The organism is Siccibacter turicensis LMG 23730, from assembly GCF_000463155.2.
GTDB lineage: Bacteria > Pseudomonadota > Gammaproteobacteria > Enterobacterales > Enterobacteriaceae > Siccibacter > Siccibacter turicensis.
In genome coordinates this window covers 332,588-354,342 of the sequence record NZ_AWFZ01000028.1, presented here as the reverse complement: position 1 = coordinate 354,342, position 21,755 = coordinate 332,588, and the positions used below count along the sequence as shown (strand labels likewise).

25 protein-coding genes and 1 pseudogene are annotated in these 21,755 nt (G+C 58.7%); 14 read left to right on the top strand and 12 right to left on the bottom strand.

The features are described 5' to 3' along the window. Positions 1-318 precede the first annotated feature (318 nt). The 5 genes and pseudogenes from opgC (at position 319) to DW58_RS06085 (ending at position 4,450) form a co-directional block, all read left to right on the top strand. Positions 319-1,539 carry an OpgC domain-containing protein gene (gene opgC, locus DW58_RS06105; protein ID WP_024549180.1) on the top strand — a complete coding sequence of 407 codons (1,221 nt, stop codon included), beginning with the start codon at positions 319-321 and terminating at the stop codon, positions 1,537-1,539. 82 nt (positions 1,540-1,621) lie between these two features. Then, positions 1,622-2,446, top strand: a pseudogene (locus tag DW58_RS06100) (hypothetical protein); the annotation flags it as partial. Between the two features lie 8 nt (positions 2,447-2,454). Next, positions 2,455-3,678 (top strand): PP2C family protein-serine/threonine phosphatase, encoded by a 1,224-nt coding sequence (locus DW58_RS06095; RefSeq protein WP_024549182.1) that lies wholly within the window; start codon positions 2,455-2,457, stop codon positions 3,676-3,678. Then, positions 3,668-4,012, top strand: coding sequence for an STAS domain-containing protein (locus tag DW58_RS06090; protein ID WP_029592605.1), 345 nt, complete (start codon positions 3,668-3,670; stop codon positions 4,010-4,012). The genes DW58_RS06095 and DW58_RS06090 overlap by 11 nt, the downstream gene beginning before the upstream one ends. Positions 4,013-4,015: 3 nt before the next feature. Beyond that, entirely contained in the window at positions 4,016-4,450 is a 435-nt protein-coding gene (locus tag DW58_RS06085; RefSeq protein WP_024550070.1) for an ATP-binding protein, read from the top strand. A gap of 1 nt (position 4,451) precedes the next feature. On the opposite strand, the gene DW58_RS06080 is transcribed toward DW58_RS06085, so the two are convergent. Next, positions 4,452-5,618, bottom strand: coding sequence for an esterase (locus tag DW58_RS06080; RefSeq protein WP_024550069.1), 1,167 nt, complete (start codon positions 5,616-5,618; stop codon positions 4,452-4,454). Positions 5,619-5,830: 212 nt separating this feature from the next. On the opposite strand from DW58_RS06080, the gene DW58_RS06075 reads away from it, so the two are divergent. Then, positions 5,831-6,157: an FxLYD domain-containing protein gene (locus DW58_RS06075; protein ID WP_024550068.1), complete on the top strand. Its 327-nt coding sequence runs from the start codon at positions 5,831-5,833 to the stop codon at positions 6,155-6,157. 5 nt (positions 6,158-6,162) lie between these two features. On the opposite strand, the gene DW58_RS06070 is transcribed toward DW58_RS06075, so the two are convergent. Beyond that, positions 6,163-6,555, bottom strand: a complete 393-nt coding sequence (locus DW58_RS06070; protein WP_029696734.1) for a hypothetical protein — start codon at positions 6,553-6,555, stop codon at positions 6,163-6,165. A 95-nt stretch (positions 6,556-6,650) separates the two neighbouring features. On the opposite strand from DW58_RS06070, the gene DW58_RS20860 reads away from it, so the two are divergent. Next, entirely contained in the window at positions 6,651-6,908 is a 258-nt protein-coding gene (locus DW58_RS20860; protein ID WP_152525678.1) for a hypothetical protein, read from the top strand. Between the two features lie 535 nt (positions 6,909-7,443). Here the strand turns inward: DW58_RS20860 and DW58_RS06065 are convergent. Further along, positions 7,444-7,968 (bottom strand): VOC family protein, encoded by a 525-nt coding sequence (locus DW58_RS06065; protein ID WP_024550066.1) that lies wholly within the window; start codon positions 7,966-7,968, stop codon positions 7,444-7,446. A 407-nt stretch (positions 7,969-8,375) separates the two neighbouring features. On the opposite strand from DW58_RS06065, the gene DW58_RS06060 reads away from it, so the two are divergent. Together DW58_RS06060 and DW58_RS06055 are read left to right on the top strand one after the other, a co-directional pair. Further along, positions 8,376-8,609 carry a putative hemolysin gene (locus DW58_RS06060; RefSeq protein ID WP_024550065.1) on the top strand — a complete coding sequence of 78 codons (234 nt, stop codon included), beginning with the start codon at positions 8,376-8,378 and terminating at the stop codon, positions 8,607-8,609. 75 nt (positions 8,610-8,684) lie between these two features. Beyond that, positions 8,685-8,990, top strand: a complete 306-nt coding sequence (locus DW58_RS06055) for a hypothetical protein (RefSeq protein ID WP_024550064.1) — start codon at positions 8,685-8,687, stop codon at positions 8,988-8,990. 4 nt (positions 8,991-8,994) lie between these two features. Here the strand turns inward: DW58_RS06055 and DW58_RS06050 are convergent, their stop codons facing one another. Beyond that, on the bottom strand, positions 8,995-9,333 hold the full coding sequence (locus DW58_RS06050) for a DUF488 domain-containing protein (RefSeq protein WP_024550063.1): 339 nt from the start codon (positions 9,331-9,333) through the stop codon (positions 8,995-8,997). Next, the gene (locus tag DW58_RS06045) at positions 9,330-9,824 is read right to left on the bottom strand and encodes a 2-thiouracil desulfurase family protein (protein WP_024550062.1); all 495 of its coding nucleotides are present in this window, start codon (positions 9,822-9,824) and stop codon (positions 9,330-9,332) included. The genes DW58_RS06050 and DW58_RS06045 overlap by 4 nt, the downstream gene beginning before the upstream one ends. A gap of 147 nt (positions 9,825-9,971) precedes the next feature. Here DW58_RS06045 and DW58_RS06040 point away from each other — a divergent pair, with 147 nt between their 5' ends. Beyond that, positions 9,972-10,679, top strand: a complete 708-nt coding sequence (locus tag DW58_RS06040) for a CTP synthase C-terminal region-related (seleno)protein (RefSeq protein WP_024550061.1) — start codon at positions 9,972-9,974, stop codon at positions 10,677-10,679. 9 nt (positions 10,680-10,688) lie between these two features. On the opposite strand, the gene DW58_RS06035 is transcribed toward DW58_RS06040, so the two are convergent. Continuing rightward, positions 10,689-11,870, bottom strand: coding sequence for a CynX/NimT family MFS transporter (locus tag DW58_RS06035; RefSeq protein ID WP_024550060.1), 1,182 nt, complete (start codon positions 11,868-11,870; stop codon positions 10,689-10,691). A gap of 99 nt (positions 11,871-11,969) precedes the next feature. On the opposite strand from DW58_RS06035, the gene DW58_RS06030 reads away from it, so the two are divergent. Beyond that, positions 11,970-12,770 carry an AraC family transcriptional regulator gene (locus DW58_RS06030; protein WP_024550059.1) on the top strand — a complete coding sequence of 267 codons (801 nt, stop codon included), beginning with the start codon at positions 11,970-11,972 and terminating at the stop codon, positions 12,768-12,770. Here the strand turns inward: DW58_RS06030 and DW58_RS06025 are convergent. Beyond that, entirely contained in the window at positions 12,767-13,213 is a 447-nt protein-coding gene (locus DW58_RS06025; protein WP_024550058.1) for a DUF441 domain-containing protein, read from the bottom strand. The genes DW58_RS06030 and DW58_RS06025 overlap by 4 nt on opposite strands. A gap of 112 nt (positions 13,214-13,325) precedes the next feature. Between DW58_RS06025 and yoaI the strand changes: the two genes are divergently transcribed. Further along, on the top strand, positions 13,326-13,430 hold the full coding sequence (gene yoaI / locus DW58_RS21535) for a small membrane protein YoaI (protein ID WP_276319741.1): 105 nt from the start codon (positions 13,326-13,328) through the stop codon (positions 13,428-13,430). Here the strand turns inward: yoaI and DW58_RS06020 are convergent. From DW58_RS06020 to yeaG, 3 genes are all read right to left on the bottom strand, one after another. Next, positions 13,427-13,924 carry a YbaK/prolyl-tRNA synthetase associated domain-containing protein gene (locus DW58_RS06020; protein ID WP_024550057.1) on the bottom strand — a complete coding sequence of 166 codons (498 nt, stop codon included), beginning with the start codon at positions 13,922-13,924 and terminating at the stop codon, positions 13,427-13,429. The genes yoaI and DW58_RS06020 overlap by 4 nt on opposite strands. A gap of 165 nt (positions 13,925-14,089) precedes the next feature. After that, positions 14,090-15,376, bottom strand: a complete 1,287-nt coding sequence (locus DW58_RS06015) for a YeaH/YhbH family protein (protein WP_024550056.1) — start codon at positions 15,374-15,376, stop codon at positions 14,090-14,092. 87 nt (positions 15,377-15,463) lie between these two features. After that, the gene (gene yeaG, locus DW58_RS06010; RefSeq protein WP_024550270.1) at positions 15,464-17,398 is read right to left on the bottom strand and encodes a protein kinase YeaG; all 1,935 of its coding nucleotides are present in this window, start codon (positions 17,396-17,398) and stop codon (positions 15,464-15,466) included. A 419-nt stretch (positions 17,399-17,817) separates the two neighbouring features. Here yeaG and DW58_RS06005 point away from each other — a divergent pair, with 419 nt between their 5' ends. Further along, positions 17,818-18,564 carry a MipA/OmpV family protein gene (locus tag DW58_RS06005; protein ID WP_024550271.1) on the top strand — a complete coding sequence of 249 codons (747 nt, stop codon included), beginning with the start codon at positions 17,818-17,820 and terminating at the stop codon, positions 18,562-18,564. A gap of 176 nt (positions 18,565-18,740) precedes the next feature. Beyond that, the gene (locus DW58_RS06000) at positions 18,741-19,595 is read left to right on the top strand and encodes an aldo/keto reductase (protein WP_024550272.1); all 855 of its coding nucleotides are present in this window, start codon (positions 18,741-18,743) and stop codon (positions 19,593-19,595) included. Positions 19,596-19,668: 73 nt separating this feature from the next. Here DW58_RS06000 and DW58_RS05995 read toward each other — a convergent pair whose 3' ends face one another. Together DW58_RS05995 and gapA are read right to left on the bottom strand one after the other, a co-directional pair. Then, positions 19,669-20,556 (bottom strand): D-hexose-6-phosphate mutarotase, encoded by an 888-nt coding sequence (locus DW58_RS05995; protein WP_024550273.1) that lies wholly within the window; start codon positions 20,554-20,556, stop codon positions 19,669-19,671. Between the two features lie 93 nt (positions 20,557-20,649). Beyond that, complete coding sequence (gapA, locus tag DW58_RS05990) at positions 20,650-21,645, bottom strand: glyceraldehyde-3-phosphate dehydrogenase (protein WP_024550274.1); 996 nt, start codon at positions 21,643-21,645, stop codon at positions 20,650-20,652. Between the last annotated feature and the right edge of the window lie 110 nt (positions 21,646-21,755).

Below are 21,755 nucleotides of genomic sequence, written 5' to 3'. Positions count from 1 at the left end.
AGCATCCGCCTTACAAAAAAGGTTAAACAGAGCGCCCGGGTCACCAGAATATATTCTGTATTCAAAAAGGCAGGTGACTGAAAACGTTATTATTGAAAATGATAGATGCAAGCATTGTGTTTGCAAGAAAGCGGGTGCGTATGTCAGTCATTAATTTATTAACTTGTTGATAGCGGTTTGAAAAAACGTTTTACATTACCGGATATATTGCCGCTTTACACCGCGCTCATCTACACTACATTACTATTAACAAACCTGATAAATAAGCGAAGCGCGACACAGACCCTCTGCCAGCGCTCTATTTCTGGAATACGGATTATGGTGGATACGGTTTCGGTGTCGCATCGCCCGTCGATGCGTGAACAGGTGCGCAGCTGGCATTATGCCGTGCCCGGCCGGCGCGATCTCCGTATTGATATGCTGCGCGGCATCGCGCTGGTGATGATGGTGGTGGCGCATACCGAGGTCATGTCGGTATTTAATATATTCACCTGGGAACGCTTTGGATTAACCACAGGCGCTGAAGGGTTTGTTATTTTATCCGGGTTTATGCTTGGCTTTCTTAATCGTCAGCGGTTGGCTAAAGACCTGTTGCTTACCCTTTCGTGGAATCTCTGGCGGCGCGCCTTTAAAATATATCAGGTTAATATCGTTATTATTCTCATTATTCTGTTGCTGTCTCATTTGCCCTGGGTCAACACCTTTGAGGTTACCCACTTTGTCGACCGCTATTCCGGAAATGCCTGGTCGCTTTTTCCCACCACCCCGCAAATAAAAGAGACCTGGTTTAATATCATTCTGTTTTTGGAAATTGGCCCGCACCAGACGCAAATCCTTGGCCTCTATATCTGCTTGCTGCTGGCCAGCCCGCTGTTTCTCTGGTTCCTCTACGCCGGGCGCGTGGCCTGGCTGATTGCCCTGTCGCTGGCATGGTATGTCAGCTATCAGCTGTGGCCTGTTCGGGTGACGGCGGCGGAGTTTGAATTCGCCTTTCCCGTTATGGCCTGGCAGTTCATCTACGTACTCGGGATGTGCTGCGGCTGGTACAAAGAGGAGCTGCTGTCGCTGGCCCGCACCGTACCGGGCAACATTGCGGTCGGAATGCTGGTGGCGTTTGCCCTCGGCATGCTGTTTGTGGCCCAGAATCACACCAATCCCTTTATGCCGCCGACGCTGCTGATGCACGTTATTCCGGCTGCAGATTTTAACTGGTTCTATCACACCCTGGCGGCGAAAAATGGCCTCGGCCCCTTCCGGGTCATCAACGACTTCTCGCTTATCGTCAGCGTCTATCTGCTACTGACGGTGTGCTGGCGACCCATCGAGCGGCTCTGCGGCTGGTTCCTGATCCCGCTGGGCCAGCACTCGCTCTACACCTTTATTATCCATGTCTTCGTCGTGCTGGCGGTCAGCCAGGTGGTGCATTTCGACCTGTGGCAACAGTCATGGATCCGCAACACCCTGGTTCACGCGTTCGCGCTGGGGGTGCTGTGGTGGATGGCCAAAAAAGAGATTGGCGGGCGTTTTATACCCAATTAAGAGGAGCAAGACATGCCGCAGGGCGGGTGCGCAACCAGATTTTCACCTCTGCTACTGATTGGGCTGGGGATGCTCCCCGGCGCAGAGCAACAAGGCGGCAGAGCAGGACGTACCCGTGCAGGTTGGGGTGTTTACCAACCGCTGGGGGCGCCTGTTCGCCGGTAATGACGATAAATTTTCCGGCGCCCTCAGCTTCACCAGCGGGCTGAAAGAGCAGCATCTGACGATCCCTAACGGGTCGGAATCGGCGCGGGAAAAGAAGAAGGTTAACCAGCTGCTCAACCTCAGCCTGCAGTATTCGCCCTACAGCTACTGGTTTGCCAACATCACCAACCGAGTGCCGATCGCCGATGCCAGCCGCTACACCGCCGATTTTCGCTATAGCTTCGGGTATGACGACTGGCACGCCAACACCTTCAGCGCGGTTTACAGCAACTACGGCGACAACCACTTTTTCCCGTCGGGCAACAGCCGCCGCACCTATTTTGAGCAGGGCGCGTTTACCTTCGCCTGGAAATTTTCCCTGCCGAAAGCGGTGGAGTCGCCGCTGCTGATTAACAAAGGGGATTCGATTATCTGTCAGGTCGGCTACAGCTGGGTGCCGCGCTACTACTCGCTGAAGGAGAACGATATCCGTTCGAACAAAAACGTGGTGCTGGGCGGGTGCGGTTACACCCTGAAGCAGCACTTCTTCCTGCGCGCCACCGCGTTCTGGTTCCCGGACAGCAGCCAGCAGCAGCCGTGGAACGGGGATTACAGCTACAGCTTCGGTTACGCCGGGTACACCCCCGGCTCGTTCTCGGTGCAGTACAGCAACTACAGCGGCACCCGGTTTCCCGGCCACCGCGGCGGCAACGCCCGTTTCCGGGAAGGCACCGTCAGTCTGATCTGGTTCTTACCGCTGTAGGAGGATGGATGGATAACGAACAGACCGTACTGGTGGTGGACGATGCGCCCGTCTGGCGACGGCTGCTGGCGGGGCTTCTGACCCAGTGGGGCTACTGCGTCTACGAGGCGCAGGATGGGGAAGCGGCGCTGAGCCTGCTGGCCGCGCACCCGATCAACCTCGTGCTCAGCGACTGGGAGATGCCGGTGATGGATGGCGTAACCCTGTGCCGGGCGATCCGCGAGCAGTTCCACGACCGTTATATCTATCTGATCCTGCTGACCGCCCGGGACAGCGTCGACGATCTGCGGGTCGGATTTGCCGCCGGCGCGGACGACTTTCTGCGCAAGCCGATGAACCAGATTGAGCTGCAGGCCAGGATGCATGCCGGGGGGCGCGTGCTTCAACTGGAGATGACGCTGGCGGCGCGCAATGCCCGCCTGAGCGACGCCCTGAAACAAATTGAGTCGGATCTCCAGGCCGCCGCGCGGTTGCAGAACAGCATGCTGCCGCCGCACGCGCTGCGCCATCGCTGCTGGGAGGCGGACTGGCTGTTTCTGCCTTCGGCCTGGGTTTCCGGCGACGTGTTTAACTTCTTCGCCCTGGACGATCACACCGTCGCGTTTTACAGCGTCGATGTCTCCGGCCACGGGGTCAGCGCGGCCATGATGTCGGTGGCGGTGGCGCGGCAGTTTATGCATGGACGCACCGTGGAGCGTTTCCTGTTTGACGGCGACGCTGCGCGCGCGCCGGGGGACGTAGTGCACATTCTCAACCAGCGTTTCTGCGCAGAGAGCGACGACGTGCTGAGCTACTTCACGCTGGTGTATGGCGTCATCGACTGCGCCTCCGGGGCGGGGCGGCTGTGCCAGGCCGGGCACCCTACGCCCTTTATCGTCAACCGGGAGGGAGCGCTGCGGGAAGTAGGCCTCGGCGGGCCACCGGTCGGGCTGTTCAGCGACTTAAGCTGGGAGGACACCGCCTTTGAACTGTATCAGGGCGAGCGGCTGTTCCTCTACAGCGACGGGATCTCCGAGTGCGAGAGCGCCAGCGGTGAGATGTTTGGCGCGGAGCGCCTCAAACAGTATATGGCCGCTCAGACCGGGCAGGCGTTGCCAGCGCTGTTCGCCGCCTTTGCGCAGCGGCTGGAGGCCTGGCAGGCCAGTGAGGAGATGGACAGGGTAGTAGCGGATGACATTTCGCTGCTGGTGATTCAGCGGGTACGGGACAATGAGGATAACGATGAAAATTGAAACCGACGACTTCGACGGCATTACGGTGGTGACGCCGCTGGCACGGCGGCTTGACGCCTCGGTGGCGCTGGCGTTCAAAAACGAGGTGCTGGCAATTATTCAGCGCGGTGATCCGCGCCTGGTACTCGATTTTTCAAAGGTGGATTTTATCGACAGCAGCTGCCTGGGCGCGCTGATTTCCCTGCTGAAAGCCACCAGCGGCAAGGGGGATCTGGTGTTAAGCGATCTCAACAGCAATATCCGCACCATGTTCACCCTGACGCGAATGGATCGGGTATTTACCCTGTTCCCTGCGCGTCAGGACGCGATTGCCTCACTGCGGGCGAAGGGGTAATCGATGAGCGACACCCTGCATCCTCACCGCATGACGCTGCCGTCCGATCTGAACAGTCTGTCACCGCTCGGCATGGCGCTGCGCGACTATGTAGCGCCGCTCGGCGTGGCGGAGAGCTGGATCTATCCGCTGGATCTGGCGCTGTGCGAAGCGGCAGCCAACGTGATTCTGCACGGCTATCCCACGCGCCGCGACGCCAGCTTTGAGGTGGTGTTCAGCCAGCAGCACAACGCCGTGTCGGTGACCCTGGTGGACAATGGCATTCCGATCCCGGCGGACAAAATCCCGCCCGCCGAGCCTGAGGAGACGCTGCCCCTTGATGCGGTAATGATCGACGGGCGCGGGCTGTATCTCATCTACCGCTGCGTGGACGAGGTGCGTTACTGGCAGAGCGAGCAGGGGAACCACCTGATGCTGACCCGGCGGCTCCCGCCGTGAGTTACCGGAACAGCTTCTGCACAAAATCTATATAGGCAGGGCGCCAGACGTCCATCTCATGGCCGAGGCCGGGGTAGCTCTGCCAGTCGTGGCGGATGCCTTTCCGATCGAGCTGCGCTTTCAGGCCCACCATATCGCGACCGGTGACGATGTCCTTCTCGCCGGCCACCAGCGTAAAGTTGTGCAGCTGGTTGTTGATGCCTTCAGGCTTATCCAGCCGCGCGGTGACGCGAAAATCGGGCACCGATTCGGTGGTCACTCCGCTGAAAATGCCGAGCCAGGCAAAGCTATCAAGGTGGCGCATTCCGCTGACCAGCGTCTGGTAACCGCCCTGGGAGAGGCCCGCCAGCGCTCTGCTGTCGGCATCGTTTTTCACCGCATAGCGCGAGGCGATAAGCGGGATGATGTCCTGGGTCAGTTCCTTATCGGCGGCCAGCGCGTTGCGCGGGTAGAACGCTTTACGCCGCTCCGCCGGCGGCACGTCTTCCGGGATAATGCCTTCAGCATCGGTTTCGGTGTCAGGGATCACCACCAGCATCGGGACAATCTTTTTCTCCGCCAGCAGGTTATCCATGATCTGCGGAACGCGTCCCTGGGTCAGGGCCGACCAGGCGGTGTCGCCAAAGCCGTGATAGAAGTAGAGCACCGGCAACGGGGCGCTGCGTTTTTCCGCTCCCGGCGGCACCCAGACATGGAGCTGGCGTTCGCGTTTCAGGGCCTCGGAGTAGTAGCTCAGGGTATGGATCTCACCGTGGGGCACGTTGCGCACGTCAAGCAGGCTGCCCGGCACCAGGATTAGACTGGTGTTGACCTGGCGCTGGGGTTTCGGCATCCCGCTTCCGGTGTCAATGGTGCGAAAGCCATCCACGTTAAAAAAGTATTCGTACAGGTTCGGCTTCATCACCTCGCTGGTGAAGGACCAGACCCCGTTGGCGTCTTTGGTCATCGGGTGAGAGACGTAGCTTTCAGGCGTGCCGCCGGTGACCACCTCTACCGCTTTCGCCGCCGGCGCCCACAGGCGCCAGGTGATGGTGTTATCGTCGTTGACCTGGGAAACAACGTTGCGCAACGCCATGCTTTCGGGCGGTTTTGCGGGCAGAGGAAGGGCGAAGACGCCAGTGGCATACAGGCCGAGGATAAGCGCGAGGCTGGATAACGTGCCGGACATAATAACTCCTTACCAGACGGGGTGTAAAAAGTGTGGCACAACCCGCCCGATACGCCTTTTTCCCGTGCGATTTTCTTTACGCCTGCGCGTGCCCCGGCGCGTCGCTGGCATATTCCGTAACGTTTTTATACAGATCGTCAGCATGGCTGCGCCAGGCGAGAGGGTAGAATGCCCGCCTTTAGTTCAGACGGAGAGCACAGCAGGTGAGTAAAATGGCAGTTATCGCCGTCCTGGTCGCGGCGAGCATCGGACCGGCGTGCGCCGCATCGTCAGACGTGAGCCTCTCTGAGATGCACTTTGGCCGCTCTGAGGCGGGCCTGCGTGAGATTCAGGGCGTGGTCAAAAACATCTCCCATCACACCCTCAGGCAGGTTTATATCGCCGTTAACCTGCTGAAGAACGGCATGGTGGTGGGGTATACCACCGACATCATCTTTAACCTTAAGCCGCATGAAGAGTGGCACATCGCCGCGCCGTGTCGGACACGTGTTTTTAAACCCACCCATTTCGCTGTCGACGAGCTTTCCGTCGTGGAGTGAGTCACTCAGGAGAGGGCATCCTGAGGCGCTTTCTCATAGCGCGGCAGGTTAACCACCGGCAGCGTCCAGGACTCTTTTACCGAGCAGTTATCCGCCTTGTCTTTCCCGGCATAGAACAGGTAGTAGCGCGCCTCATCCGGGAAATAGACCAGATCGTCACCATTGCGAAAATGCGTCACCTCGTAGCGTTTCCCCTCCCGGGTTTCGTGCCGGCTGGTGCCGGACGCGATCTGAAAGCGGTCGCCCCATTTCATGGTGGTCAGTTTGTACTTGAACGAGGATATCTGCACTTCACCGCGGGTGGCGCACTGTAGCTCTACGGTGCTGGCGGCGTGGGCGCAGGAGGTTGTAAGGAGAAGGCCGAGGCTGACGGCGAGCAGAGAGGGTGATACGCGCATAGGCTGAAAGGTATCCCGTTGATGGCGTGAAGCAAAACGTAGCGGCAAAGTATAAGTTCCACGGCGCGGGGCTGCACGCCCTCAAGGTTTAACGCATGTTTCAGCGCCCGGTCAGCGCCAGCCGCCGGGGTAAGGCTGGTAAAAATGAATTTAACTTAGGGCGATATAATTATCTGAAACATCCCGTTGATAGTTCGCCGCTTTATTTTTATTTATCTAAAAAAGGAATAGTGGATAAAAGGTCTGGCAACCGAAAAACCGTTACCCTGCTAAGCGCAGCGCGCCTTATTTTTAGCATCAGGCTAAAGGCTTGTGAATCCCAGGCTTATTCATCCGAGTCAGCGTTTGCATAATTAGTTAATTATTTCTGACGGCGCGCAGGAATTAATGTTGGCTTAAGGAAATTCCTGTAAGCATGAGCAAGCCCGACGGCTGAATATTATTCCGGTGGGTACAGCGTGGCCTGGGCAGGATGGCGAGGGAGGAACGCGGACGGAGTGCCCGGAAACGACCCTGCATCGCGCCAGGCCTGGTCTGACCTGAGGTTGCAGAAAACGCGCTGATCTATCCACCCGGTCGTGAAATCGATTACAACAAAAATAATATCGACACCAAATAGTACCAATTGTCACTAATTTTCCTGATAACCTGGGCTGGTTAAATAAACATGGGTCAGGGGCGAGAAGAGAGGAAGATATTATTTCAGCGACATGAAAATTTTTCAGGATCGTAAAATAAAGCAGGCAAAAATAAACGAAGCAGTCTATATATAATATATCTGCACCGGGGAGCGCAGTGAAATATTAATAAAGGTAGTCTCTATTGACGGGGCCTGTGATGTCGCAGGCGCCCGGTTTTTTTATCTGTGGATTATTATTTCCCCGTGCTTCAGGGTTTCCAGCGGCGCAGCGAAGTATGCTGCGTATAGGGAAGCGGGGAGGGCGTGGAAATCAGTTCAATCACGCTGCCCCAGGGCGTGCGCCCATAGCAGAAGCAGTTGCCTTCGCCTTTCTCGGGCGCAAACGTCAGGGGCTGCGGTTCAGTAAACATCTTCCCCCCGGCCCGTTCAAAGCGGGTTATCGCCTCCGGCATATCCTCAACGTACACCGCGAAGTGCTGCAGTCCATAGTCGCTCGGGCGAACCGGTTCGCGCTGCGTCGGCCCCTGCATCTGAAACAGCTCGATTCCCGGCCCGTGACGCAGCCACAGCATTCTCACCGCTTTCACCACGGTGCCTGGGGCAAGGTTCAGCACCTGCTCGTTATGGGTACCTTCGTTATCCTCACCCGCCAGCGGCAGGGAGTCGTAAAGCACCTTCGCACCCAGCGCGTCGATGAAAAACTGCGTCGCCGCCTCGATATTCGCAACGGTTATCCCGATATGATCCATACCGCGCACCGGATTGTCGCTCATGAGGCCTCCTTATCTCTTAATCAGTTAGCCTCAGTAAGCCTGGAAGAGAATGCGCGGGATGTAAAACGGGCGGGCTGTTGGATCCTCACCGGAGCGCGACGACGAGGGGGCATGAGGGCGCGGGTTAACATTTAGCCACAAGCCGCCCCGTCATCAAAGGCACGCGTTGCCCAGCATGCAGAACGGCACGGCACGTATCATTCCACCCGGACGATGCCGCTACCCGAAGAGGGCGTTCAGCGGGCAAAAAAAAGCCCCGACGTTAAGGGGGCGGGGCAAAACAGTACGCATTGATTATGGAATGTGTTCTCCAGGTCAGAAGAGAACGCCACTACTGTAGCGACCAATTATGATGAAAAAAGGGAGAAATCATGGAGCAGCGGCGTCGCAGACAAAGAGAAGGGACGATGAGCGTGGCGGCAGGTATCCTCATCGGCGGCGTGCTGCTGAGTACGGGTCACGCATGGAGCGCCAGCGCGCCGGTACAGCGTGCGAATCCGGCGGCGGTGTGGTGCCTTGAGCAGGGCGGAGTGCGCCTGACGGTGAACACCCCCGCAGGCAGCAGCACCCGTTGCCGGTTGCCGGATGGCACCGTGGAGGATGAGTGGGTGCTGTTTCGCCGCGCTAAGGGCGCAGGATAATCGCTCGCGTATATTTACTTTTTGCTCTAAGAATGTTCTGATTTAGCTCTTGCGTTAATCAGTACGAGTTGAATCATGTATCAGTTAAAACCGGGCGGCCTCGCGATGATTATCGGCGCCCGTACCGCCGCCGGGCGGGTGAATATTGGTAAATCAGTCGAGTTATTTGGTCTGTGTCAGCCGGGTGAGCGTTTTATCAATCCGGTAAACGGCGTTGAAACGCAGCTGCCGCCCGGCAGCCAGCGCGCGCTGTGGCTGGTCACCGGTGACGTGGTGGCGTTCGATCGGCAGCCGGGGTTTGCCTTTGTGCGTGCCGAATACCTGCTGCCGCTCACCGGGCAGCGCGACAAGGTCGCCGACGACGCGCTCTGCGCTTCGTAAGACGCTACTCCCTGAGCACGTCTGCCAGCACCCGGGCGTGGTGCTGCTCACCCTTTGCGGCATACAGCAGGGTGAGCGTCTTGTCCCGGGCGATGGCTTTCAGCCTGGCGATCTCGTCGGGCTGCTGCGTAAGCTCCTGACGATAAGCCTCGCAGAACGCGGCGTAGTCTATGGTTTCGCTGTGGAACGCTTTACGCAGTTCCGTTGACGGGGCAAGCGCCTTGCACCACTCATCATAGACCAGCGCGCTTTTTGCCACGCCGCGTGGCCAGAGCCGGTCCACCAACACCCGATAACCATCGTCACGGGCGGCTTCCTCATAGACGCGTTTACAGCGAATCATTGTTCCTCCTCGTTAAGTCTGGCCTGCAGTAGGTCAATCTGCGCCTCGCTAAAGACCTCAATACCGTGCCGCCGCAGCAGAGCGCTTGCCACGCCGCTGCCCGGTTTGCGTTGCCCGATAAACTGACCGTTATAAATGGTCTCACTGCCGCAGGTTGGACTCCCGTCGGTGAGTAGCGCGAACCGGCATCCCGCCGAGCGGGCCGCGTCCAGCGCAAGCCACGCCGCCAGCTGGTAGTGCGGCGTCACGTCGCGACCGTCGCTCTCAACGATCGCGGCGTTCCCGTCCAGTACCGCATCGCCGTCACGCCCGACGATTTCGGCAGGCAGGCGTGGGGTGGTGAGCCCGGCGGCAAGTTCAGGACAGTGGACAACCAGACGACCCTCATCGCGCCAGCGCACCAGGCTGTCACTCAGCAGCGTTTTGCTGCTGGCGTTGTAGCGCACGGCATGGCCCATCAGGCAGGCGCTTACCAGAATTTTCGTGTTCATGGCACCTCATTTTGCGGATAATAAAATCGGGTCTGAGCGCAAATTAGCTATATAAACCAGTGATTTTTGGCAATTGTGAATCCGCACCGGACTCTCTATACTGACATTCCTTATGTTGTACTCATTTTGCTGGCATAAGGAACCTCTATGGATCTCACCGACGCATCCACCCCGATACGCATTGCTCTGGTTGGCGATTATAACGCCGATGTTCTGGCACATCAGGCTATTCCGCTGGCGATTGACGACGCCGCGGCGGTACTCGACCTCGACGTCGATTACGACTGGCTGCACACCACTGAGATTCAGAGCGATGAGGATCTGGTGGGCTATGACGCTTTCTGGGTGGTACCGGCCAGTCCGTATCAGCACACTGACGGGGCGCTGCGTGCCATTCGCTATGCCCGGGAAACCAGCTCGCCGTTTCTGGGCACCTGCGGCGGCTTTCAGCATGCAATCCTCGAATACGCCCGCGACGTGATGGGCTGGGACGATGCCGGTCATGCCGAAGTCGACACCGACGGCCGCATGGTGATTGCACCGCTCACCTGCTCGCTGGTGGAAAAAACCGACGGCATCGAGCTGCGCCCGAATACCCTGATTGGCCGTGCCTATGGGCAGGATACGATCGTTGAAGGCTACCACTGCAACTATGGCGTGGCCCCGGCGTTTGCCGCGGCGCTGGAAAACGAGCCGCTGAAAGTGACCGGCTGGGATGAGCAGGGCGATATCCGCGCCGTGGAGCTCATCACCCATCCTTTCTTCGTGGCCACCCTGTTCCAGCATGAGCGCGCAGCGCTGGAGGGACGCCCGTCCCCGCTGGTGCAGGCGTTTCTGAACGCCGCGCGCCGCTAACCACGGGCCTCAGTCGGGCGTGATGGACCGATCGCGCCCGGCAAACCCACCAAATACCGCCATCACCCCGGCCAGCAGGGCGCAGCCGATAAGCGACAGCGTCCAGGCGCCGGTCAGATCGTGGAGCTTGCCCATCAGCGGCGGGCCGAACGCCGCCAGCAGATAGCCCACCGACTGCGCCATGCCGGACAGCGCCGCCGCCTGATGCGCGCTCCCGGCCCGCAGACCGATGAACGTCAGACCGAGGATCATGGTCGCCCCGCTGCCAAAACCGAACAGCACCACCCACAGGCTGGCAAACGCCGGATATCCCCACAGGCCCAGGGCACTCACCGCGCAGCACAGGGCGACAATAATCGCGATGGCACGCTGATCGCGCAGCCGGTGCAGGATCAGGGGAACCGCAATCCCGGGGGCGGCGGTGGCAAGCTGAAGCAGGCCGTGCAGCGACCCGGCGGCGCTTTCGCTGTAGCCGTGGCTAATCAGTATCGACGGCAGCCAGCCGATCACCACGTAATAGATAAGCGAGTTAAGGCCGAGAAACAGGGTCACCTGCCACGCCAGCGCCGAGCGCCAGATACCCCGGTTATGCAGCGCCCCGGCACCGCTCAGCGCCGCGGCCGCAGGACGCTTCCATTGGGGCAGCCACACCAGCAGTGCCAGCAGCGGGAAGATCATCAGCGACAGCAGCGTACCCTGCCAGCGCAGTCCGCTTTCTGCCACCGGCACCACCAGCGCCGAGCCTACGGCAGCGGCCACCCCCATGGTGAGCGAGTAGGCGCCGGTCAGCTTCGCCACCTGGCCGGGAAAGTCGCGCTTGATCAGGCCCGGCAGCAGCACGTTACCCAGGGCAATCCCGCCGCCAATAATCGCCGTGCCGGTGAACAGCAGCACGCTGGAGGCCAGCGAGCGCAGGGCGATGCCGAGGCATATCAGGCCGAGCGCCAGAAACAGGGCGCGCTCCATGCCGAGGCGGCGAGCAAGACCGGGGGCAAGAGGGGAAATCAGCGCAAAGGCCAGCAGCGGCAACGTGGTGAGCACGCCGGTCTGGGCAGTGGTCAGCCCCAGATCGGCACGGATCATATCCAGCAGCGGGGCGACGCCGGTAAAGGTAACGCGCAGGGTGGTAGCAATCATCAGCAGGCCAGCCAGCAGCAGCAGCGTCTGGCGGCGGGTCATCGGGTTAGTCATGAGCGGCTCATTATCGAAACGGTAGCGGGAGGATACGTCTTTCCGGGAATGATTGAATCAAGATAAAATGCCATATAATCGCTAAATTCGGACAAGGTTATGGAACACGGACTCTGGCTTGAGGGCTACGATGCCGACCGCTCGCACGCGGCGGCGGAAGCCTTTCGTATTCGCGTGTCGCAGCCTCTGGCACACATTCCGTTTCATCAGCACCGCAAAGGGCAGCTGATCCTCGCCCTGCACGGCGGGGTGACGTGCGAAGTGGAGCACGCCATGTGGATGGTGCCGCCGCAGTACGCGGTGTGGATCCCAGGCGATATGCCACACAGCAACCGGGCCACGGCCAGCGCCGAGCTGTGCTTTTTGTTTATCGAGCCCGGCGTGGTGTCGATGCCGGATCGCTGCTGCACGCTGAAGATCGAGCCGCTGGTGCGGGAGCTGATTCTGGCGCTCGCCAGCCGTCGGCGCGCCGGCGGCAACGCGGCGAACGCTGAGCGGCTGGTGGGGCTGCTGTTTGACGAGCTGCCGCGTCAGCCTGAGGAGCAGCTCCAGCTTCCGGTGTCCGGTCATCCAAAGCTGCGCGAGATGGTGCACTACATGGAGCACCATGCCGATGCGCCGCGCACCCTGGCGCAGTGGGGAACCATTCTGGCGATGAGCGAACGCAATCTGGCGCGCCTTATCGTGCGGGAAACCGGGATGAGCTACCGACGCTGGCGCCAGCAGCTCCAGCTTATTCAGGCGCTGCACCTGATGCTGGGCGGGCAGAACGTGCAGCAGGCGGCGCAGGCGCTGGGCTACGACTCCACCACCGCGTTTATCACCATGTTCAAAAAAGCCCTCGGTCAGACGCCGGCACGCTATCTGGATGCGTTGCAGCACGACGCACCGCGGCGCTAGCTTTTCGCCAGAAACAGCGACACCAGCCCGGCGGCGATAAGCGGGCCGACGGGCACCCCGCGGAACAGGGCGACGCCGAGCACGGTGCCCACCAGCAGGCCGGCGACAATGCCGGGCTGGCTGCTCATCAGCGTTACGCCGCGCCCGCCAAGCCAGGAAACAAACACCCCGACCGCAATGGCCAGCAGCGATTTCCAGCTCAGGAACGACTGAAACAGGGCAGAGGGCGGTAGCGTGCCGCTGGCGATGGGGGCCATCACGCCGATGGTCAGAATAATAATCCCCACCATCAGCCCCTGTTTTTCAATCCACGGGAAGAAGTGGTTCAGCGGCGTGACGCGCACAACGATCAGCACCAGAATCGATACCGCCACGGCGGTGTTATGGCTCACAAATCCCAGTGCCGCCAGGGCCAGCAGCACCAGTAACGTCATATCAAACATGTCTATTCCCTGCCAACGCCCCGCCATCACGGGCGAGGTTAATAATTGTGCAATAAAGGTGCGCTATAACCAGGTTAACGCAACCTCACCCTCAACGCACCGCGGAGCACCTATGCACGACCCGATGACGGTGGAAGTGATCTGGATGAGCAGCCTGTTTTTTGCCATCGTGCTCACCCTGGTGGGCTCGGTACTGCTGCTGGAAAAGCACGGCTAGTCCGCGTGGAAACTGACCAGCTCAGGTCTGGCGATGCGCAAATAGTCTGCGGTATTGAGAATAATCGAGCGGTCGAGACGCCCGGCGTTAAACGCGATCTCATCGAAGCGTTCAAACAGCAGCGGGTCGGCGACCAGGGTTAACGCCGGATGAAAGCTGAACGGCGGGATAGCACCAAACACGCACCCGGTCAGCGCTTCCACTTCCGCCGGACTGGCCAGCGACGCTTTGCTACCCTGCATGGCGGCGGCCAGCGCGGCGAGACTGGCCTGACGATCCGCACTCAGCACCGCCAGCACGTGGCGCTTCACGCCGTTGCCTTTGATTTTACACAGCAGCGCTTTCGCGCCCTGGCCCAGCGCGGTGCCGCGCAGAGCCGACACCGCCTCACACTTGCCGACCGGCTCGTGCTCAATCACCCGATAACGCGCCTGATGCTGCTCCAGCAGATCCACCAGCCGCTGATGAATGTCGCTACCCCATAAGCTTGTCACTCTTCCCCCTACGCTTTGCCTGCTAATGAATGTCATCATAGCGCGTAGCGTAAAAAATACCTGAGGGAATTGATGCGGATAGAGGCGGGAAGCGTATTTGTCGACCGCAGAGAATAAAAAAGGCGGCGGGGTAACCCCGGCCGCCTGGAGAGAACCTTCGCATCGTCAGCCGTGGGCCTGCGCCCCCTGCTGCTTGTGGAACAGCTCCCGGAAGACCGGGTAGATATCGTCCTGATCGCGAATGTGCTGCATGGCGAAGTTGTCGAACATCGCCTGCAGGTGCTCATACTCACGCCACAGCGTCTGGTGGGCACGGCGGGTGATTTCGATGTAGCTGTAGTAGCGCACCACCGGCAGGATCTTCTTCGCCAGCAGCTCGTGACACAGCGGGGAGTCATCCGCCCAGTTGTCGCCATCCGACGCCTGAGCGGCGTAGATGTTCCACTGCGCGGGGTCGTAACGCTCGCGCACCACCTCGTCCATCAGCTTCAGGGCGCTGGAGACGATGGTGCCGCCGGTCTCCTGAGAGTAGAAAAACTCATGTTCATCCACCTCTTTGGCCTGGGTGTGGTGGCGGATATAGACCACCTCGACGTTTTTGTAGGTGCGGCTCAGGAACAGGTAGAGCAGGATGTAAAACCGCTTGGCCATGTCCTTGGTTGCCTGATCCATTGAGCCGGAGACGTCCATCAGACAGAACATCACCGCCTGGCTGGAGGGCTCGGGGCGTTTCTCGTAGTTTTTGTAGCGCAGATCGAAGGTGTCGATAAACGGCACCCGGGCAATCTTCTCGCGCAGCTCGGCGATCTCCTTGCGTAGCCGCTCCTCTTCAAGCAGCTGTGCGGGTTCGCTTTTCGCCACCGTCTCCAGAACCTCCTCCAGCGCCCGCAGCTGGCGGCGTTTACCCGCCGACATCGCGGTGCGGCGCGCCAGCGAATTTTGCAGGGAGCGCACCACGCTGATGTTGGCCGGTACGCCGTTTGAGGTGAACCCGGCGCGGTGGTTTTTGTACTCGTTGAGCTGGCGATGCTGATTTTTCTTCAGGTTGGGCAGGGCGAGATCCTCAAACAGCAGATCGAGGTACTCGTCTTTGGAGATCTGAAACACGAACTCGTCCTGGCCTTCGCCGTCGGCGCTGGCCTGGCCCTGACCGCTTCCCGAACCGCCGCCGCCACCCTGAGGGCGTTCGATGCGATCGTTCTGTACAAAGTGGTCGTTACCGGGGTGGACGCGATGGCGCAGGCCGCCGCGCCCCTGATGGAACATCGGTTCGCTGATGTCCTCGTTGGGAATCGAAACGGACTCGCCGCTCTCGACGTCGGTCACCGAACGCTTGTTGATGGCTTCGGAGATCGACTGTTTAATTTGCGATTTATAACGGCGTAAAAAGCGCTGGCGGTTAACCGTGCTTTTGTTTTTGCCGTTAAGACGCCGGTCGATAAACCAGGTCATATGCCTCTCCCGTTTTGTGCCGGTTTCGTTCAGCCTGCGTGACGACAGCGCCACGCAGGCTGAGGCGGTGAGCAGCGTGATGGTGCCTTACGAGGATTTGCGCACGCGCAGATACCACTCGCAGAGCAGGCGTACCTGTTTGCGGGTATAGCCTTTCTCCATCATGCGATCGACAAAGTCATCGTGCTTTTTCTGCTCATCGGTTGAGGTTTTGGCGTTGAACGAGATAACCGGCAGCAGCTCCTCGGTGTTAGAGAACATTTTCTTCTCGATCACCGTGCGCAGCTTCTCATAGCTGGTCCAGTTTGGATTGCGACCGTTGTTATTGGCCCTGGCGCGCAGCACAAAGTTGACGATCTCATTGCGGAAATCTTTCGGGTTGCTGATGCCCGCCGGTTTCTCAATTTTCTCCAGTTCCGCGTTCAGGGCTTCACGGTCAAACAGCTGACCGGTATCCGGGTCGCGGTACTCTTGATCCTGGATCCAGAAATCGGCGTAGGTGACATAGCGGTCGAAGATGTTCTGCCCGTATTCGGAGTAGGACTCCAGATAGGCGGTCTGGATCTCTTTGCCGATAAACTCGGCGTATTTCGGGATTAGATAGCCTTTCAGGAATTCGAGATAGCGTTCAGCCTGCTCCTGCGGGAACTGCTCGCGCTCAATCTGCTGCTCCAGCACGTAAAACAGGTGCACCGGGTTAGCCGCCACTTCGACATTATCAAAGTTGAACACCCGCGAGAGGATCTTAAACGCAAAGCGCGTCGACAGGCCGTTCATGCCTTCATCGACCCCGGCGTAGTCCCGGTACTCCTGATACGACTTGGCTTTCGGGTCGGTGTCCTTGAGGCTTTCCCCGTCATACACCCGCATTTTCGAATAGATGCTGGAGTTTTCCGGCTCTTTCAGGCGCGAGAGGATCGAGAAGCGCGACAGGGTTTCGAGGGTGCCCGGCGCGCAGGGCGCGTGGGTCAGCTCGCTGTGATTAAGCAGCTTCTCGTAGATTTTGATCTCTTCCGAGATGCGCAGGCAGTACGGCACCTTGACGATATAGACACGGTCAAGGAAGGCTTCGTTGTTCTTGTTGTTACGAAACGTCACCCACTCCGATTCGTTGGAGTGCGCCAGGATAATGCCGTTAAACGGCAGGGCGGAGATCCCTTCGGTACCGTTATAGTTACCCTCCTGGGTGGCGGTGAGGAGCGGGTGGAGCACCTTGATCGGCGCCTTGAACATCTCAACGAACTCCATGATCCCCTGGTTGGCGCGGCACAGCGCACCGGAGTAACCATAGGCGTCCGGGTCGTTTTGGGCGTAGTGCTCAAGCTTGCGGATATCCACTTTCCCGACCAGCGCCGAGATGTCCTGGTTGTTTTCATCCCCAGGCTCGGTTTTGGCGATGGCCAGCTGCTGCAGAATCGACGGCCATACCTTCACCACGCGGAATTTGGTGATGTCGCCGCCGAATTCGTGCAGGCGTTTGGCCGCCCAGGGGGACATAATTGTCCCGAGATAGCGGGTGGGAATGCCGTACTCTTTTTCGAGGATCTGCGCGTCCTCCTGCGGATTAAACAGGCACAGCGGATGGTCGTTGACCGGGCTGCGCTCGCCGTTGGCGCTCAGGACGTAAATAGGGACACGCTGCATCAGCGATTTAAGGCGTTCGGCCAGCGACGATTTCCCGCCGCCCACCGGGCCGAGTAAATAGAGGATCTGTTTCTTCTCTTCCAGCCCCTGGGCGGCGTGTTTGAGGTAGGAAACAATCTGTTCGATGGCCTCTTCCATGCCATAGAACTCTTCAAAGGCGGGATAGCGTGCCACTACCCGGTTTGAGAACAGTCGAGAAAGCCGCGGTTCCAGCGCCGTATCCACCATCACCGGTTCGCCGATGGCGGTCAGCAATCGCTCCGCCGCATTAGCATAGGCACTGCGATCCTGCCGGCACAGGGTGAGAAATTCCTGCAGGGTGAACTCTTCGTCCCTGGCAGCTTCATAACGCTGACGATAGTGATCGAATATATTCATAGCATGCCGTCCTTTCGTTTTAGCACAGGTATAAGAGCCGTTCGTATAGAAAGAGGAGGCTCTGGAAGACGTATACTGAATGCAGCAACCCTTATGCCAGGTTAGCGGATAGCGAGAAATAAAGGCGTGCGGCAAGGTAGCTTCTCTTAAATTTAAGCGTAGATGGCATTTGCGAAACTTGCATACGGCCCAAATTCAATTTCAATGACATATCAATAACTCATCCAAAATTATCCGCTTTTGTGATTAAGCTCCGCTGCGACATTCATGCCGCCGTCATACTGGCGTAAGCTGTGTGTCATCAATATCGGTCAGGCTGACGTGTTATCAGAAGTTTCTCGGGGGTAAATAGCTTGGGCGGTAGGAAAAGGGCGGTTACACTTATCGCGCGGATTATTCGATTATAGGAATGACGGACTGTGACCAATTTCAAACTTCTTGCTTTGGGTGCGCTGATTGCCTCATCTGCAACGCTGGTACAGGCAGAAGACTCCTTCTCCCTGGGAGCAGGTGTCGGGGTGCTGGAAAGCCCGTATAAAGACTACGACCGTGATGTGGTGCCGGTCCCGGTTATCAACTATGAAAGCGACAGCTTCTGGTTCCGCGGTCTTGGCGCAGGCTATTACCTGTGGAACGACGAGGCCGACAAACTGTCGGTGATGGCGTATTACTCCCCGCTGCACTTTAAGCCGGGCGACAGTGACGACGCGCAGCTTAAGCGCCTCGACAAACGTAAAAGCACGCTGATGGCGGGCCTCTCTTATATTCACAACACGCAGTATGGTTTCCTGCGCACCACGCTGTCAGGGGATACCCTGGATAACAGCAACGGTATCGTCTGGGATCTGGCGTGGCTCTATCGCTACACCAACGGCAACCTGATGATCACGCCGGGTATCGGTATTGAGTGGAACAGCGAAAACCAGAACGACTACTACTACGGCGTGTCCCGTAAAGAGTCCAACCGCAGCGGCCTTGCTCGCTACCGTGCGGACGACAGCTGGAACCCGTATCTGGAGCTGACCGCGGCGTACCGTCTGAGCGATAACTGGAACGTTTACGGCCTGGCGCGTTACACCCGTCTGGCAGACGAAGTGACCGACAGCCCGATGGTGGATCAGTCATGGGGCGCGGCGATGTCAGCCGGCATCACCTACCGCTTCTGACGGTCAGGTCGTGCACAACAACAGGGCGCTTGCGCCCTGTTTGCATTTCTGCGGTGCAGCGATGTAGTGCACGATGGTGCAACCACACAATCCCCTCATTCTCGTTCCGCCGCAACATAGCGTAATCGCCCACGCGTACTACGCTCAACGAACCCGACGCTATCTCAGGAGGACGTATGGCAAAGCAATCAGTAATCTTCCCCGAAGCCCTGGCGCTGCCCGCTATCGGACAGGGTACCTGGTACATGGGTGAGCAGGCCCATCAGCAGCGTGCGGAGGTTGCCGCGTTACAGGCGGGCATCGACGCGGGCCTGACGCTCATCGACACGGCGGAAATGTATGCCGAAGGCGGCGCAGAGCGGGTGGTCGGTGAGGCGATCCGCGGGCGACGTGACGAGGTGTTTCTGGTATCTAAGGTCTACCCGTGGAACGCGGGGGGACAAAAAGCGATAGCCGCCTGTGAAGCGAGCCTGAAACGGCTTGGCACCGACGCGCTCGATCTTTATCTGCTTCACTGGCGCGGACCCTTTGCGCTCGAAGAGACCGTAGCAGCGATGCATACCCTGATCCAACAGGGGAAAATCCGCCGCTGGGGCGTCTCTAATCTCGACTATGACGATATGCAGGCGCTGTGGCAGCTCGGTGCCGGTCGGGAATGCGTGACCGACCAGGTGCTGTACCATCTCGGGTCGCGCGGGATTGAGTATGATTTACTCCCCTGGTGCCAGCAGGAGCAGATCCCGGTGATGGCCTACTGCCCGCTGGCGCAGGCAGGACGTTTACGTCAGGAGCTGATGTCCGATCCGGTAGTCAAGGACGTGGCGCATCAGCACAACGCCAGCGTGGCGCAGGTGCTGCTCGCGTGGGTTATCAGCCACCGCGGCGTGATGGCGATTCCTAAAGCCGGGAGCGTAGAGCACGTGCGGGAAAACGCGGCGGCGCTGGCGCTAACCCTTTCCGATGAGGCGCTTGTCCGGTTGGATCGGGCGTTTCCGGCACCGGGGCGTAAAACGCCGCTGGATGTGGTATAGCGCTGAACGTTTCAGGCAGGCAGTACCGGGGGAGGAGAGCGGGGCAAGGCGAGCCTCACCCCGGCAGGCAGGATCAGGCTTTGCGAACCACGCGCAGGGTCTGGGACAGGCGCGACGGTTTCTCTTCGCTGGCTGTCTGCGGACGCGTCACGCAGGCCGTTTCCACACAGACGAAGGTTTTGTAGCCGTCATCCGGCATGTCGCCCATGCTGGCGGAGAGCGCCGGGCCCGGGTTCCAGCCAACCACGTTGCTGTGATGATGATGCACCACTTCGATGCAGCGATTAAGCGCACCGTCGTGAATCAGGCTGCACGCTTCCGGGTTCAGGTAAACGCGATCGGTGCGGTCCGGGAAGGTCTGCACGCCGTCAGCCAGCACGTCCTCTTTGGCATCGTTCACTTTATCGATAAAGCGATCGCCAAGGCCGCTCACCTTCACGGCGGCGATATCACCGACGTTGAAGTAGGTGTGCAGCGCCGAGGTGGTAGCAAACTCACCGTGCGCTTCGATTTCCGCTTCGCAGGTTTTTCCAAGACGGAAACGGGCATACAGCGTGAAGTCATGCGGCCAGTAGCGCTTTGACGCGTCGCTGCTCTGCAGTTCAAGGGTCAGCACCACGCCGTTGTCGTCTTCGTTATGCGCTTTCAGATGCCAGTCCAGGTTACGGGCAAAACCGTGCGAGGGCAGGGATTTGTCCTCGGCCGGGCCAAACCAGGGCCAGCAGATCGGGATGCCGCCGCGCAGCGCGACGCCGGTTTTAAACGGCGTGGTGTCGCTGAGCCACAGCACCTCGTCTTCACCCGCCGGTTTCCAGGAGAGCAGATGCGCGCCCTGCAGGGCCAGCGACGCTTTGACCTGCGGATGGTCAACCACGATAACATCCAGCTCGTCCATCCGACGGCGTGACAGTACCGGGGTCAGCTGTTCGACTACCGGAAGCGAAAAAATAGTATCGATCATCAAGTGAGTCCTCTTCATGACGTCGGCATCCCGACGCGTGCGCAAAAAAAAGAGCGACCGAAGTCGCTCTTTATTGTCAGATGCTCATCTCACTTATTTGGAGATGTGAGCGATCAGATCCAGAACCTTGTTGGAGTAGCCAGTTTCGTTGTCGTACCAGGAAACCAGTTTCACAAAGTTGTCGTTCAGCGCGATACCTGCTTTCGCATCGAATACGGAAGTGCAGATTTCGCCGTTGAAGTCGGTGGAAACCACGTCGTCTTCGGTGTAACCCAGAACGCCTTTCATTTCGCCTTCAGAAGCGGCTTTGATGGCTTTCTTGATTTCTTCGTAGGACGCTGCTTTTTCCAGACGTACGGTCAGGTCAACCACAGACACGTTCGGAGTCGGAACGCGGAACGCCATACCGGTCAGTTTGCCGTTCAGTTCCGGCAGTACTTTACCTACCGCTTTAGCAGCACCGGTAGAGGACGGGATGATGTTCTGGGATGCGCCGCGGCCGCCGCGCCAGTCTTTGTGAGACGGGCCATCAACGGTTTTCTGAGTCGCGGTGGTCGCGTGAACGGTGGTCATCAGGCCTTCAACGATACCGAAGTTGTCGTTGATGACTTTCGCCAGCGGTGCCAGGCAGTTGGTGGTGCAGGAAGCGTTAGAAACGATGTCCTGGCCTTCGTATTTGTCAAAGTTCGCGCCTTTAACAAACATCGGGGTGTTGTCTTTAGACGGGCCAGTCAGCACAACTTTTTTCGCGCCAGCGGTGATGTGCTTACGAGCAGTCTCGTCGGTCAGGAAGATACCGGTCGCTTCAGCTACAACGTCAACGCCGATTTCGTTCCACTTCAGGTTAGCCGGATCTTTTTCTGCGGTAACACGGATGGTTTTGCCGTTAACAACCAGGTGGCCGTCTTTGACTTCTACGGTGCCGTTGAAACGACCGTGAGTGGAGTCATATTTCAGCATGTACGCCATGTAGTCCGCATCCAGGAGATCGTTGATACCAACGATTTCGATGTCAGAACGTTCCTGGGCAGCACGGAAAACAATGCGACCGATACGGCCAAAACCGTTGATACCTACTTTGATAGTCATATATTCCACCAGCTATTTGTTAGTGAATAAAAGGTTGGCTGTAAAATTACAAAAACCTTACGCAGCGTCAAGCGGAATCGTGTCAATCATTGCGACAAATCAATACAGTG